The following is a 14,418-nucleotide window of genomic DNA, read 5'->3' as shown; positions in this document are numbered from 1 at the left end:
TCCAGCGCGGGCGGGGTGATTTCCCCGGCCCGGCGCCGTCGTGGACGACGTCAGTGACGCGTGCGTCGCTCGCGGCCGCGCAGGCCGACCTCGTCGAGCTGGGTGCCGATCTCCGCGTCGATCGCCTCCGCCAGCGCGTGGCGGAACATCGCGTAGGTCACCTGGCTCGCGACCGGCAGCAGCTTCTCGATGGCGCCCAGCACCTCCGGCGCCTCGTCGGCCGGAAGTCCGTGGTCGATGAAGGGCTGGGCGATCGCCGCGACCGCGTTGGAGACGAACGCGTCGGCGATCGCGCGCAGGTTCTTCTGCATCAGGGGGAACAGCGCGATGATGTCGTTGGCGGGCAGCCCCAGGGCCACGGCGGCGGCGCCGTTGCGCACGATGGCCGGCTGGATCAGGCGCACCGACTCGTGGTCGTCCTCGACCCACGCGGCGAGGCCGAACTCCACGAGCGCGTCGATGAGTGCGTCGTCGCGGTCGACGTGGGCCAGCGCGGCGAGGGCGTCGCGGCTCATGAGCTCGGGCTCGACGTCGCTCCACGGCTCGTCGAGCAGGTGCAGCAGGTCGAGCGCGGTGGCGGTGGCCGTCGCGGGGCTCGAGAGCACCGCCTTCTCGACGGCCGCCAGCGTGTAGCCACGGTCGAGCAGGTCACGCACCAGCTGGAGGCGCTGCAGGTGCCCGCGGTGGTAGTAGCCGGTGCGGCCCTCCAGGCGCGGCGGGTCGATGAGACCGCGAGCGGCGTAGGCACGCACGTTGCGGACCGTCATGTTCGCGCGCGCCGCGAGCTCGTCGACCGTGAACTCCTCGTCGGGTCCGGGCGCCTCGGAGACGGCCGTCAGCGGCGACCCGTCGGCGTCGGCGGGCCCGGTTCCGTCCTCCGGCGCAGGCATGCGGGCATCATAGAGGCATGGAGTCGCTGCGCGGTCAGCTGCTGGTGGCCACCCCGGCCATCGAGTCGGGTCCGTTCCTGCGCAGCGTCGTGCTGCTGCTGGACCACGACGACGGCGGCGCGCTGGGCGTGATCCTCAACCATCCGCTCGACGCCGACGTCGAGGACGTTCTCCCCGCCTGGGGGCGGGCCGTGAACGCCCCGGACTGTCTCTTCGAGGGTGGCCCCGTGGCCACCGACTCGGCGTTGGCGGTCGGCGTGCGAGCCGTGGCCGACGTCGGGCCGACGCCTCCGCAGGGGTGGCGACCCATGGCGGGTCGGGTCGGACTGGTCGACCTCGACGGCCCGCTGCCCCGGGAGGGCAGCCTGCGAGGGCTGCGGGTCTTCGCCGGGTACGCGGGATGGGGGCCGGGCCAGCTCGAGGACGAGACCGCCGAGGGTTCCTGGCTCGTGGTCGAGGCGCGCGACGACGACGTGCTCTCGCCGGTGCCCGAGACGCTCTGGCGCGAGGTGCTGCGTCGTCAGGACGACGACGTCCGCTTCTGGGCCACGTTCCCGGACGACCCCTCCAGCAACTGACCTGCGGGGTCGGGTGCAGGGGCCACCGCCGGCGCGTGGGGGGCCTCGACGTCGTGGCGGAGCCGTTACGATGTGCGACGTGGGATTCTTCGGCAGCGGCACCCAGACGGTCCAAGACGAGCGCACCGACCAGCGTGGCGACGAGCGCCTCGAGGACGGTGACCACGAGCGCTTCAGCCACTACGTCCCGAAGGACACGCTGACCGAGGCCATGGTCATGGGGACCCCCTGCATCGCCCTGTGCGGCAAGGTCTGGACCCCCAGCCGGGACCCGCAGCGCTTCCCGGTGTGCCCGGAGTGCAAGGAGATCTGGGACGGCATGCAGCCCGGCGGCGAAGGCGACTCCGGCTCCGATGCCTAGCCAGCGCCTCCGGGCCTGGCAGCGTGACGCGTTCGACCTCTACACGCGCACGCAACCGCGCGACTTCCTCACGGTCGCCACGCCGGGCGCCGGCAAGACCACGTTCGCCCTCACGATCGCGGCCGACCTCATGCACCGCGGTGTCGTCGAGCGCATCGTCGTCGTCACCCCGACCGACCACCTGAAGACCCAGTGGGCGCTGGCGGCGTCGGGACTCGGCATCCGGCTCGAGCCGGCGCTCGCCGGCGCCATGCCGCCGGGGTTCGACGGGTACTGCGTCACCTACGCCGGGCTCGCGGTCAACCCCAACGGCCACCGCGTGCGCATCGACGCGCGCAAGACGCTCGTCATCCTCGACGAGGTCCACCACGCCGCCGACGCCCTCTCGTGGGGCGACGCGGTGCAGGAGGCCTGTGAGGGAGCCACCCGGCGCCTCTCGCTCACCGGGACCCCGTTCCGCTCTGACGACAACCCCATCCCGTTCGTCACCTACGCCCCGCAGCGCGACGGCACGAAGCAGAGCGTGGCCGACTACGCCTACGGCTACGGTCGCGCGCTCCGCGACGGAGTGGTCAGGCCGGTGCTGTTCATGGCCTACTCGGGGCAGATGCACTGGCGCACGCGCGCCGGCGACGAGGTCGCCGCACGGCTGGGCGAGCCGCTCACGAAGGACGCGACCGCGCAGGCCCTGCGCACCGCCCTCGATCCGGAGGGCTCCTGGATGCCCACGGTGCTGCGTGCCGCGCACCGGCGGCTGATGGAGGTCCGGCGCGACATCGCCGACGCCGGCGGGCTCGTGATCGCGACGGACCAGGACTCGGCCCGTGCGTACGCCAGGCTCCTGGCCGACATCACCGGCGAGGTCCCCACCGTGGTGCTCTCGGACGAGGCGGGCGCCAGCGCCCGGATCGCCGAGTTCTCGGCGTCGATGTCGCCGTGGCTGGTCGCGGTGCGCATGGTCAGCGAGGGTGTCGACATCCCCCGTCTGGCCGTCGGCGTGTACGCCACCACGGTCGCCACGCCCCTGTACTTCGCCCAGGCCGTCGGACGCTTCGTGCGAGCACGCCGCCGGGGCGAGACGGCGTCGATCTTCCTGCCGAGCGTCGCCGGCCTGCTCGGTCTGGCCGCCGACCTCGAGGCCGAGCGCGACCACGTGGTCGGCCGTCCGGTCAAGGACGAGGGTGACCTCTTCGCCGCCGAGGCCGAGATGCTGGCCCGCGCCCAGGCAGGGGAGTCGGCGTCGGCCGAGCTGGAGCAGGGGACCTACCAGGCGCTCGGCAGCGAGGCCGACTTCGACCGCGTGCTCTTCGACGGCGGCGAGTACGCCGGTGCTGTCTCGGACTCCCTGGACGACGACGACCTCGACTTCCTCGGCATCCCCGGTCTGCTGGAGGCCGACCAGGTCGCCGAGCTGCTGCGCGCGAAGCGGTCCAAGCACGCGTCGGCTCCGCGGGCAGCGGCGTCGCGCACCGCCGCCGACGTCGCCCACGAGAAGCGCAGCGAGCTGCGGCGCGAGCTGAACGGCCTGGTCGGTGCCTGGCACCGGCGCACCGGGCAGCCCCACGGCGTCACCCACGCGCAGCTCAGGTCGCAGGCCGGCGGACCGGCCGCCGCGCTGGCCACCGTCGAGCAGCTGCAGCAGCGCGTCGACCTGCTGCGCAGCTGGGCTCTCCGGGCGTCGGGCTGAGCGCGCCGTAGCGTGGCCCCATGACCCTGCCTCTGGTGACCCGCGTGTTCGGCGTCCTCGAACGTCTGTCGTCGACCCCGATCGAGGAGGTCGACGACTTCGCGCAGCGGCGTGAGCAGCGGCTGAGGCTCCAGCGCTCGCCCGTCGGGCGCTGGCTCTTCGGCACCGCCGACCCCGCGGTGCGCACGACCGAGCACCTGGTCGACGTCGACGGCCGTCCGCGCCGGTTCCTGCAGCACCGGCTCGTCGGGGGTCCGGCCGCCACGACCGCGCCGCCGGTGGTGCTCAACCTCCACGGCGGCGGCTGGGTGCAGGGCAACCCCGAGCAGTCGGCGTGGTTCGCGAGCCGCGTGGCGGCACGGACGGGCGCCGTGGTGCTGTCGTTCGACTACCGGCTGGCACCGGAGCACCCGTTCCCCGCCGGCGTCGACGACGCGTGGGCGGCGCTGCAGTGGGTCGTCGAGCACGCCGAGGAGCTCGACGTCGATCCCGAGCGGGTGGCCGTGATGGGCGACAGCGCCGGTGGTGGCCTCGCGGCGACGGTCGCGCTGATGGCCCGGGACGCCGGCGCGCCGCGTCTGCGCGCCGAGGTGCTGGTCTACCCCGGGGTGGAGGCGTACGACCGGTGGCCGAGCGAGGACGAGTTCGCCGACGCGCCCGTCCTCACCTCGTCGAACATGCGTGGCTTCGTGCGGCGCTACCTCGGCGACCAGTACGGCACGCTGGACTGGCGCGCGTCACCCATCCGCGCCGCGTCGCACGCAGGGCTGCCGTCGACGCTGGTGCTGGTGGCCGGGCACGACCCGCTGGCCGACAACGGTCGCCGCTACGCGGCCCAGCTGGGGGAGCAGGGCGTGCACGTGGTGCTCCAGGAGTTCCCCGAGGCGCTGCACGGCTTCATCAGCCTGCCGGGCGTGAGTCCGTCGGCCGCCGACGCGGTGCAGGCCACGTCGGCGTTCCTGCGCGACGTGCTCTGAGCGCGCCCGCGTCGGGCCGGGCTCGACTCGTCAGAGGTAGGTGACGCACCGGACCGACGGACCCCAGGTAGGTCTCGCACCTCATCATGACCGGGATGGGTGGGTCCCCTACCTCCGACGGCGTGCGGCCGCTCAGGCGTCGAGCACGGTGGGCACGACCTCGTCGACGATCGTCACCAGCGTGGCGCGGAGCAGCACGTGCACCTGTGCGCGGTCGAGCGTGCCCTGGAGGAGCCACTCGCGCGCAGCCGAGCGCGCCAGGTTCCCGTAGGTGCGGACGAGGGCCCGCAGGAGCTCCTGGGACGCGCCGCCCGGGGTGAGTCCGACCGCCTCGAGCACGCGGTCGACGGTGGCCCCCTCCGCCTCGTCGAGGATCTGCTCCAGGGCGGGGTCACGGCCCAGGCCGTGGGCGTCGGCCGCGGCGATCCAAGTGGTGCCGGCCGCCTCGAGGGAGTCGACGTACCAGGCCACCGCGGCGTCGATCCGCTCGTGCACGGTGCCCTCGGGCAGGGACTCCACGGCCACCGACGGCACGGTGGCGGCCTCGCGCACCACCTCGAGGTAGAGGTCGCGCTTGGTGCCGAAGTAGTGGTTGATGAGTCCCCGCGCCACGCCCGCGTCGCGGGCGATGCCCGCCAGGGACACGTCGGGGTAGGGCCGTGCCGCGAAGGCGGTGGTGGCCGCGGCGAGGATCTCCGACCGTCGCTGGTCGGCGCCGAGCCGTTGCCAGCGTGGTCCCTCGGGAGTCGTCGTCACGCGACGAAGCCTGCCACGACGGGCCGCCGAAGTGCTCGGGCGTTGACGGCGCGCCCGAGCGGTGGCATTGTTGGCGCTGCGCCAACAAGAGTGACGCGACCCACCCCGACCGCCGGACGGAGATCGAGCGATGCGGATCCCAGGCCTGCTGCCCCGCGACCACTGGGTCGAGCGCATCGAGGCGCTCGACCCGACGACCGACTACGAGGACATCTCGCGCATCACGGGACACCACGAGTTCCCGTGGGACATCCAGCAGGCGCTCAGCTTCGCGCTGTTCCGCACGTACGCCGTCCCCAGCATCGGCCGACTCCTCGGCGCCACGGAGGAGTTCACCGAGCGCACCCAGAAGCGCCACGACGACACGGTGATCGTGCTCGAGACCGTGCTCGAGGACGGTCTGGAGAATCCGCAGGGGCGTGCGGCGATCCGTCGGATGAACCAGATGCACGGCAGCTACGACATCGCAGGCGACGACATGCTGTACGTGCTCTGCACCTTCGTCGTCGCTCCCGTGCGCTGGATCGAGGAGTTCGGCTGGCGTCCCCTGACCGAGACCGAGAAGGTCGCGGCCGTGCAGTACTACCGCCGGCTGGGACGCCTCATGGGGATCACCGGGATGCCCGAGGACCTCGCCGGCTTCGAGCGGCACATGGACGAGTACGAGTCCAGGCACTTCGCCTTCGACCCGGGGGGCCGGGCCGTCGCCGACTCGACGTTGGCGCTCTTCGCCGACTTCTACCCCCGGCCGCTGAGGCGCGTCATGCGGGTCTTCGCCGTGGCGCTCCTCGACGCGCCGCTGAGGCGCGCGTTCGGCTACCCCGACCCCCCGCGCTGGGTGCAAGGTCTCGCTCGGCGGTCCCTGCGTCTGCGGGGGAGGGTCGTGCGCCTGCTGCCACCGCGTCGCCGGCCCTACGACCCGCGCCGGTCGCACCGCATCCGCAGCTATCCCGGCGGGTTCATGGTCGAGCGGCTCGGCACGTTCCCGTCGTCGATGCCGGCCGACGTGGCCTGACGGCGCGTCCGGCGGGGTCTGGTCGCACCGCCGAAGAACCGGTACGGTCGTACCGGATCGAGGGGTGACTCATGGGTAGGTTCGTCGTTGGACCCGGCATGACACGCAGGCGTCGGCACAGCTGGGGCATCGCGGTCGTGGTCATGACCATGACGCTGACCGCGGCGATGCTGCCCGCCTACGTCACCTGGACCGAGCAGTTCCACGGTGACGCGACGCCCGACGCCGCCGTCGACGGCACGAGCCTCGACGGGGCCGACGCCGCCGCGGTCTCCGTCCTCCAGGGCGGCGCAGGGAACGACGGCCACGACCACGTGCACAACGATCCCGCGACGAAGAACGCCGTGTCACGGACACCGGACTCCGCAGGGACCGCCGATCGCACGAGCGCCATACAGGCCGCCGCCGGTCGTTCGGCCGTGGAGGCGCAACGGGCCGAGAAGGACCCGACCTTGCTTCCCGGGATGGCACCGGCGAAGAGGGCGTCGGTCCCCGCGGACCGCTACGCCATGGCGGGCGGCTGCTACGCGCTTCAGGGCCCCGACGGCCGGTGGGTCCGCCGCTCCGGCGTCGGCTGGAGCACCTCGGCGACGAGCGTCACCGACGCGGAGCCGTTCCACTTCCAGGCCACCGACCTCGGCAGCTACCTGCTGTTCGCGAAGGACGAGAGCTTCCTCTCGGTCGGGCTGCTCGGCGTGGTGGGCCGCACCTCCACCGCGTCGGCGAGGACCACCTGGACGGTCGATCGCACCGAGAAGGGCTTCACGTTCGCGCGTGGTGCGAAGGTGCTCGGCGCCGACGCCCGTGGACGGCTCACCGAGCGGGACTCGACGCCGTTCGCCCTCAGGCTCACGACCGGCTGCGCGGCCTGGCCGGAGATCACCACGAACGTGAAGGGGGAGCCGCACCGCGGTGCCTCGCCCTTCCAGGAGGTGCGCGGCTACCTCGACGCCCACACCCACGGCATGGCCTTCGAGTTCCTCGGCGGGCAGGTGCACTGCGGTCGCCCGTGGAGCCCGTACGGCGTCAAGGCCGCGCTCGTCGACTGCCTCGACCACCAGCTGGCCAACGGTGCGGGTGCCCTGCTGGAGAACCTCATGAGCAAGGGCGGCACGCCCGTCGGCTTCCACGACCCCGTCGGCTGGCCGACGTTCAAGGACTGGCCGGCGCCGGACTCCCTGACCCACGAGGGGACCTACTACAAGTGGATGGAGCGGTCGTGGCGCGGCGGGCAACGCCTGTTCGTGAACCTCCTGGTCGAGAACAACCAGCTGTGCACCGTCTACCCGCTCAAGCGCAACTCCTGCGACGACATGGACAGCATCCGTCTGCAGGCCAAGCAGATGCGCAACCTGGAGCGGTACGTCGACGCCCAGTACGGCGGCCCCGGGAAGGGCTGGTACCGGATCGTCACCGACCCGTTCGAGGCGCGGAAGGTCATCAACGACGGCAAGCTCGCCGTCGTCATGGGCATCGAGACCAGCGTGCTGTTCGGCTGCTCCACCAAGCTCGACCAGCCGCAGTGCACGAAGGCGGAGATCGACCGTCAGCTCGACGAGGTGCACGACCTCGGTGTCCGCCAGATGGAGCTGGTCAACAAGTTCGACAACGCCCTGTCCGGCGTGGCCGGCGACACCGGTGGCATCGCGCCGCTCATCAACGGCGCCAACTTCCTGGAGACCGGGTCCTTCTGGGACATGAGGACGTGCGAGAACGGCCAAGAGGGGGTCGAGGACCGCAGCCAGCTCACGGCGCCCACGCTGGTGCCCGAGCAGGACGCGTTGTTCGGCGCGATCGCGAAGCTCTACATCCCGGTCAAGCTCCCGCTGTACGCCTCGGGTCCGCACTGCAACGCGCGCGGCCTCACGTCGCTCGGTGACCACACGATCCTGCGGATGGCCGAGAAGAAGATGCTGTTCGACCCGGACCACATGAGCGTCGCGGCACGGAAGTCCTCCCTCGACCTGGTCGAGCGGATCGACTACCCGGGCGTCCTGTCGAGCCACTCGTGGTCGACCCCCGACGTCTACCCCCGCATCTACCGGGCCGGTGGCGTCATCACCCCCTACGCCGGCGACAGCGACGGCTTCGTCGAGAAGTGGCGCCAGCACCTCGCCTGGGCCGACCCGCGGTACTACTTCGGGTTCGGGTTCGGCGCCGACATCAACGGCCTCGGCGCCCAGGGAGACCCGCGTGGCGCCGACGTCCCCGACAAGGTCACCTACCCGTTCAAGGGGCTGGGCGGGGTGACGATCGACAAGAACGTGAGCGGCACCCGCGTGTACGACATCAACACCGACGGCGTGGCCCACTACGGGCTGTACCCCGACTGGATCGAGGACCTGCGCAAGCAGGGCGGGCAGGCCATCGTCGACGACATGGCCCGAGGCGCCGAGGCGTACCTGCAGACGTGGGAGCGCGCCGAGGGCGTCGCCAACGACGGCTGTCGCGACCGCGCGGCCCGCCCGAGCGACGCAGTCGTCACGCGGCTGAGGACGGGCTCGTCCGTCGAGAGCGTCCTCAGGAAGGTGGGTCAGCCGCACAGCCGGCTCGGGACCAGCTTCGGCTACTGCACGAAGACCTCGGCGGGTGCCACCAAGAAGCGCACCGCCACCTTCACCCCGAGCGGCACGCTGAAGAAGGTGGTCTGAGGCCCGTCGTGCTGGACCCGTCCGGGCCCCGTCTCGGGGGCGCCCGGCCGGCGAGGGAAGTCTTCGGCGCCCTCCGGCGTTGACCCCCGTATGCGCTTGTCCGTCCTCGACCTCGTCCCCGTCCGCACCGACCAGACGACGTCCGACGCCGTCGCGGCCTCCGTGCAGCTCGCCCAGACCGCCGACCGGCTCGGGTTCGAGCGCTACTGGGTGGCCGAGCACCACAACATGGCCGCGGTCGCCGCCACCAGTCCTCCGGTGCTGATCGGCATCCTCGCGTCGGCCACCGGCCGGATCCGGGTCGGATCCGGCGGGGTGATGCTGCCGAACCACGCGCCGCTCGCTGTGGCCGAGCAGTTCGCGCTGCTCGAGGCCGCCTACCCGGGCCGCATCGACCTGGGGATCGGTCGCGCCCCGGGGTCGGACCCCGTCACGTCGTGGGCCCTGCGGGGTGCCGCCGGGCGCGACGACACCGACGTCGAGAACTTCCCGCAGTACCTCGACGACGTCACCGCGCTGATGGACGGTCGCGGTGTCCGCGTGCCGATCCCGCAGCGCGAGTACATCCTCAAGGCCACGCCCGTCGCCGCCTCCACGGCGCGCCTGTGGCTGCTGGGCTCGTCCATGTACTCGGCGCAGCTCGCGGCTGCCAAGGGTCTGCCCTACGTGTTCGCCCACCACTTCTCCGGTCACGGCACGGAGGAGGCGCTCGCCCACTACCGCGCGAACTTCCGTCCCTCGGACCTGGCGGACCGGCCCACCACCTTCCTCACGGTCAACGCCTCGGTCGCCGCCACCGAGGCCGAGGCCCACGCCCAGGCCCTGCCGAACCTGCAGAACATGGCACGGCTGCGCACCGGCCAGCCCCTGACGGCACTCGACCTCGTCGAGACCGCGCTGGCGACCGACCTGCCGCCGCAGCAGCAGGCCATGGTCGACGCGGGGTCCGCCCGCTCGGTCGTCGGCGACCCGGCCGGTGCCGCCGCGCAGGTGCGCGAGCTGGCCGAGCGGTTCGACGTCGACGAGGTCATGCTGCACCCGGTCGGGTCGGCCCGCCTGGGCACCGACCCGCGCACCTCGCCGGCGCGTGACGAGACCCTCGAGCTGCTCGCCAAGGAGCTGCTCTGAGGGTGTGCGGCGCGCGTTCACCGCGCTGACGCCGCGCGTTCAGGTGCGCCGGTCAGGCTGGCGCCATGAAGCACACACCGACCCGTCGCGACGTCCTCGCCTCGATCCCGGTGGTCGCCCTGGGCGCGCTGCTGTTCGTGCTGCCGCCCGCCCCCGACCAGCCGCAGAACGCGTCGACCGCCTCCGCGGTCAGCGCTCCGTGACCCGGACGCCCGCCGCCGCCAGCTCCTGACGCAGCGCCGGGAGGCCGGCCGGGCTCACCGCTGCGGTCAGTCCCTCGACGACGCGCACCGTGAAGCCCTCGCGCACGCCGTCGAGCGCCGTCGCGCGCACGCAGTGGTCGGTCGCGATGCCCACGACGTCGAGCGTCGTGATGCCGCGCTCGCGCAGCCACGCGGTCATGGAGTCACCCGCCTCCGTGGCGCCCTCGAAGCCGGAGTAGGCCGCCTCGTACTCGCCCTTGAGGAAGACGGCGTCGAACAGGTCGGTCGTCAGCGGCGCGTGCAGCTCCGCGCCGGACGTCCCGACCACGCAGTGCCGTGGCCAGGAGTCCACGAAGTCCGGGGTGTCGGAGAAGTGCGGCCCCGGATCGACGTGGTGGTCGCGCGTGGCGACGACCGTCGCGTACCGTCCCTCGGCGACCAGGTCGGCGACCCGACGGGCGACGTCGGCACCGCCGGCCACCGCGAGCGACCCGCCCTCGCAGAAGTCGTTCTGCACGTCCACCACCACGAGTGCGGTCGTCTGGTCGGGCACGGGTCCTCCTCGGTTCGGCTTCGGTCCAGGGTAGGTCGCAGGCGGGACGAGCTGCAGGCGCACGACGTCGGGCGGTGGTCCCGGTCGTCGTGCGACGGCCCGTGGTGCCGCAGGACTCAGTGCTCGAGGACGGTCTCGATCACGGGCTCACCCCGCGAGAGCTTGCGCGCCGCGGCGGGCAGCTCGGCGATCGCCGACGCGTGACGTGCGCGGGCGTCGTCCAAGGTGTCGTGGTGCACGCGCAGACCCCCTTCGACGAACGGCACGAGGAGCGCGCGGTCGTCGCCGTCGTCGACCGGGGGAGTGCCGATGCCCACGACCTCGGCCTGGGCGGTCCCGGATGACGAGAGCCTGCGCAGCGCCCACTTGCGTCCGCCGACGCTGGCCTTGTCGACGCTCTTCTTGGCCACCGGCTGCATCGTCCCGGCGTCGTCCTCGCGCGCGACGAGCTTGTAGACGAACCCCGACGTGGGCGCGCCGGACCCCGTGACCAGCGACGTGCCGACGCCGTAGCCGTCGACGGGGGCGGCCGCCAGGGTGGCGATCGCGTGCTCGTCGAGGTCGCTCGTGACCACGATCCGCGTCTCGGTGGCCCCGAGCGAGTCGAGCTGCTCGCGGACCTGGTGGGCGAGCGAGGGCAGGTCGCCTGAGTCGATCCGGACGGCACCGAGCGACGGTCCCGCTACCTCGACGCCGGTGCGGACCGCCTCGGCGATGTCGTAGGTGTCGACCAGCAGGGTGGTCGTGGAGCCGAGCGACTCCACCTGCGCGGTGAACGCGTGGCGCTCGCTGTCGTGGAGCAGGGTGAACGAGTGCGCGCTCGTGCCGGCCGTGGGGATGCCGTGCGTCCGGCCCGCCTCCAGGTTCGAGGTGGTGGCGAATCCCGCCACGTAGGCGGCACGCGCCGCCGCGACCGCCGACCACTCGTGGGTCCGGCGCGAGCCCATCTCGATGCACGGGCGACCGCCCGCGGCGCCGACCATGCGTGCCGCGGCCGACGCGATCGCCGAGTCGTGGTTGAGGATCGACAGGAACAGCGTCTCCAGGACCACGGCCTCGGCGAAGGTGCCCTCCACGACGAGGACGGGCGAGGCGGGGAAGTACAGGTCGCCCTCGGCGTAGCCCCAGACGTCACCGGTGAAGCGGTAGTCGGCCAGCCAGTCGCACGTCGCCTCGTCGACGACCCGACGCTCCCGCAGCCAGGCGACCGCGTCGGCGTCGAAGCGGAACGACTCGAGGGCGTCGAGCAGGCGACCCGTGCCGGCGACCACGCCGTAGCGGCGCCCGGTGGGGAGTCGCCGGGCGAAGAGCTCGAAGACGGACCTGCGGTGCGCGGTCCCGTCGGCGAGGGCCGCCTGCAGCATCGTCAGCTCGTAGTGGTCGGTCAGCAGTGCCGTCGTCACACCCGCCACCCTAGGCGGTCGAGCCGGGTCGGCACTTCACGATGGTGCTCGACGTGGGCGCACCTATTACCCTCGAGCGAGTGTCCGGAACCCGATCGACCCCTGCCCGGGGGCACCGTCTCGACATCCAGGGGCTGCGCGCCGTCGCGGTCAGCCTGGTCGTCGTCTACCACGTGTGGCCGAGCAGCATCACCGGTGGCTACACCGGCGTCGACGTCTTCTTCGTCATCTCCGGGTTCCTGATCACCTCCCACCTGATCACCGCCGCGCCGTCGCGCGGGCGCGACCTCGTCACGTTCTGGATGCGGCGGGTGCGACGGCTGCTGCCCGCGGCGCTGCTGGTCCTGGCCGTCACCCTCGTGCTCTCCCGGCTGCTGGCGCCGGCCACGCTCTGGAAGGACACGGCGCTGGGGGCCGTGGCCGCCTCGCTCTACGTGGAGAACTGGCGCCTGGCCGGTCAAGCGGTCGACTACCTCGCGGCCGAGAACGCCCCGACGCCCGTGCAGCACTACTGGTCCCTGTCCGTGGAGGAGCAGTTCTACGCCGTCTGGCCGATCCTCGTGCTGCTGTGCGTGCTCGTGGCACGCCGTCTCGGGCTGCGGCTGGTCCACGTGCTCGGTGTCGCCCTCGTGGTCGTCGTGGTCGGCTCGTTGGCGTACTCGATCCACGCCACCGCGGCCGACCCGTCCTCGGCCTACTTCGTCACCCCGACGCGGGTCTGGGAGCTGGGTGTCGGCGGTCTGGTCGCGATCCTCGTGGCCCTGCGCAGCCGGGCGTCCGCGGAGCCGGGCGTCGTGGGCGCGCAGCACGGTGGCGACGGCGGGGTCGCCGGTCTGCCGCCCGTCGTGCGGTCGGTCCTCGCGTGGGTCGGCTTCGCCGCCATCGGGTGGGCGGCGTGGACCTACACCGACGCCACCCCGTTCCCCGGGTCCGCCGCCCTCGTCCCGGTGCTCGGCACGGCGTTCGTCATCGGTGCTGCCGCCTCCGGTGCGGGGTCGCCGACCCAGCTGCTGTCCTCGCGTCCGGTGCAGTGGCTGGGCGACGTGTCCTACTCGGTGTACCTCTGGCACTGGCCGATCATCGTGCTCCTCGGCCACGTCGCGGGGGAGCGCGGCGTCCTCGACTCGCTGGCGGCGGTGGCCGCGACCCTCGTGCTCGCCGGGCTGACCAAGCGCTTCGTCGAGGACCGCTTCCGCAGCCACCCGCGCGGCCTGCCGCTGTGGCGGCCGTTCGCGGCGGCCGCGGTGGCGATGTCCGTGGTCGTGGGCATGGGGGTGGCCCAGGGCGCAGAGGTCGACCGTCGGCAGGACGACGCCCGCGAGCAGGTCCGGGCGGCCCTGTCCGGGAACGACCCCTGCTTCGGTGCCGGAGCCCTCGACCCCGAGCTCGACTGCGGGCCGGTGCTGGGCGACACGATCATCCCCGACCCGACGCAGGCGGCCGAGGACAAGTCCGACGCCTACGCCGACGACTGCTGGGTCTACCGCCCGTTCGACGACCTCACCACGTGCACGTACGGCGACCGTGACGCCGACGTGAGCATCGCCCTCGTCGGCAACTCCCACGCCGGGCACTGGTTGCCGGCGCTCCAGTCGATCGCCGAGGAGCGGGGCTGGCGGATCACCACCTTCCTGGCCTCGCAGTGCTTCCCGACGGACGCGATGATCCAGCTGGAGACCGAGGAGTTCCGCCGCAACTGCGTGGGATGGGGCGAGAAGGTCCAGAAGGCGACCTCCGGCGACGCGTTCGACCTCGTGGTGGAGTCGACGCGCACCGGGCTGCCGGTGGTCGGCGTCGATGGACGGGCCGAGTCCTACGACGGCTGGTACGACGGGTACCGGTCCTACGCGAAGCGGTGGCTGGACTCCGGGGCGCGCCTGCTGGTCATCCGCGACAACCCGTTCCCCCAGAGCACCGTCCCCAACATCCCCGACTGCGTGGCCGAGCACACCGACGACCTGGCCGCGTGCTCCGCGCCACGCGAGGACTGGGAGATCCCCGACCCGCTGGCCGACGCCGTGCGCGACCTCGACACCCCGGCCGCGTCGGTCGCCGACCTGACCGACTTCTTCTGCGACGACACCTGCTACCCCGTCATCGGAGGGGCCCTGGCCTACTTCGACTCCTCGCACATCTCGGCGACCTACTCACGCACCCTGGCGCCGTACCTCGAGCCGTCGTTGGTCGCGGCGCTGGAGCAGCCCCGGTGACCCCGT

The 14,418-nt window shown here is 72.6% G+C and carries 13 protein-coding genes; 9 read left to right on the top strand and 4 right to left on the bottom strand.

Going from position 1 to position 14,418, the window contains the following annotated elements:
- Positions 1 to 50: 50 nt before the first annotated feature.
- A complete protein-coding gene (locus ASF38_RS18380) occupies positions 51 to 890 on the bottom strand; it encodes a MerR family transcriptional regulator (protein ID WP_056574316.1) in 840 nt (279 codons plus the stop codon).
- Positions 891 to 907: 17 nt separating this feature from the next.
- Between ASF38_RS18380 and ASF38_RS05605 the strand changes: the two genes are divergently transcribed.
- The 4 genes from ASF38_RS05605 (at position 908) to ASF38_RS05590 (ending at position 4,493) form a co-directional block, all read left to right on the top strand.
- Positions 908 to 1,468 carry a YqgE/AlgH family protein gene (locus ASF38_RS05605; protein ID WP_055968771.1) on the top strand — a complete coding sequence of 187 codons (561 nt, stop codon included), beginning with the start codon at positions 908 to 910 and terminating at the stop codon, positions 1,466 to 1,468.
- A gap of 79 nt (positions 1,469 to 1,547) precedes the next feature.
- A complete protein-coding gene (locus ASF38_RS05600; RefSeq protein WP_235492853.1) occupies positions 1,548 to 1,829 on the top strand; it encodes a DUF3039 domain-containing protein in 282 nt (93 codons plus the stop codon).
- Positions 1,822 to 3,516 carry a DEAD/DEAH box helicase gene (locus ASF38_RS05595; protein ID WP_055968767.1) on the top strand — a complete coding sequence of 565 codons (1,695 nt, stop codon included), beginning with the start codon at positions 1,822 to 1,824 and terminating at the stop codon, positions 3,514 to 3,516. Before ASF38_RS05600 ends, ASF38_RS05595 begins: the two co-directional genes overlap by 8 nt.
- Positions 3,517 to 3,536: 20 nt before the next feature.
- Complete coding sequence (locus tag ASF38_RS05590; RefSeq protein ID WP_056574313.1) at positions 3,537 to 4,493, top strand: alpha/beta hydrolase; 957 nt, start codon at positions 3,537 to 3,539, stop codon at positions 4,491 to 4,493.
- A gap of 132 nt (positions 4,494 to 4,625) precedes the next feature.
- Here the strand turns inward: ASF38_RS05590 and ASF38_RS05585 are convergent, their stop codons facing one another.
- On the bottom strand, positions 4,626 to 5,249 hold the full coding sequence (locus ASF38_RS05585; RefSeq protein WP_056574302.1) for a TetR/AcrR family transcriptional regulator: 624 nt from the start codon (positions 5,247 to 5,249) through the stop codon (positions 4,626 to 4,628).
- 130 nt (positions 5,250 to 5,379) lie between these two features.
- On the opposite strand from ASF38_RS05585, the gene ASF38_RS05580 reads away from it, so the two are divergent.
- The 4 genes from ASF38_RS05580 (at position 5,380) to ASF38_RS17440 (ending at position 10,246) form a co-directional block, all read left to right on the top strand.
- Positions 5,380 to 6,264 carry an oxygenase MpaB family protein gene (locus tag ASF38_RS05580; RefSeq protein ID WP_056574299.1) on the top strand — a complete coding sequence of 295 codons (885 nt, stop codon included), beginning with the start codon at positions 5,380 to 5,382 and terminating at the stop codon, positions 6,262 to 6,264.
- 98 nt (positions 6,265 to 6,362) lie between these two features.
- Positions 6,363 to 8,915 (top strand): hypothetical protein, encoded by a 2,553-nt coding sequence (locus ASF38_RS05575; protein ID WP_056574296.1) that lies wholly within the window; start codon positions 6,363 to 6,365, stop codon positions 8,913 to 8,915.
- Between the two features lie 90 nt (positions 8,916 to 9,005).
- Positions 9,006 to 10,043 (top strand): LLM class flavin-dependent oxidoreductase, encoded by a 1,038-nt coding sequence (locus tag ASF38_RS05570; RefSeq protein ID WP_056574293.1) that lies wholly within the window; start codon positions 9,006 to 9,008, stop codon positions 10,041 to 10,043.
- 65 nt (positions 10,044 to 10,108) lie between these two features.
- Entirely contained in the window at positions 10,109 to 10,246 is a 138-nt protein-coding gene (locus ASF38_RS17440) for a hypothetical protein (RefSeq protein WP_156364645.1), read from the top strand.
- Here ASF38_RS17440 and ASF38_RS05565 read toward each other — a convergent pair.
- Both ASF38_RS05565 and ASF38_RS05560 read right to left on the bottom strand, forming a co-directional pair.
- Positions 10,233 to 10,799, bottom strand: coding sequence for an isochorismatase family protein (locus ASF38_RS05565; protein ID WP_056552228.1), 567 nt, complete (start codon positions 10,797 to 10,799; stop codon positions 10,233 to 10,235). The two genes, ASF38_RS17440 and ASF38_RS05565, sit on opposite strands and share 14 nt — an antisense overlap.
- A gap of 116 nt (positions 10,800 to 10,915) precedes the next feature.
- Positions 10,916 to 12,202, bottom strand: a complete 1,287-nt coding sequence (locus ASF38_RS05560) for a nicotinate phosphoribosyltransferase (protein WP_056574290.1) — start codon at positions 12,200 to 12,202, stop codon at positions 10,916 to 10,918.
- An 80-nt stretch (positions 12,203 to 12,282) separates the two neighbouring features.
- Here ASF38_RS05560 and ASF38_RS05555 point away from each other — a divergent pair, with 80 nt between their 5' ends.
- On the top strand, positions 12,283 to 14,412 hold the full coding sequence (locus ASF38_RS05555; protein ID WP_056574288.1) for an acyltransferase family protein: 2,130 nt from the start codon (positions 12,283 to 12,285) through the stop codon (positions 14,410 to 14,412).
- The last annotated feature ends 6 nt before the right edge of the window (positions 14,413 to 14,418 follow it).

The sequence above is a fragment of the Aeromicrobium sp. Leaf272 genome, assembly GCF_001422865.1.
GTDB lineage: Bacteria > Actinomycetota > Actinomycetes > Propionibacteriales > Nocardioidaceae > Aeromicrobium.
Note: the sequence above shows the minus strand (reverse complement) of the source record. Positions and strands in the feature narration are given on the sequence as shown.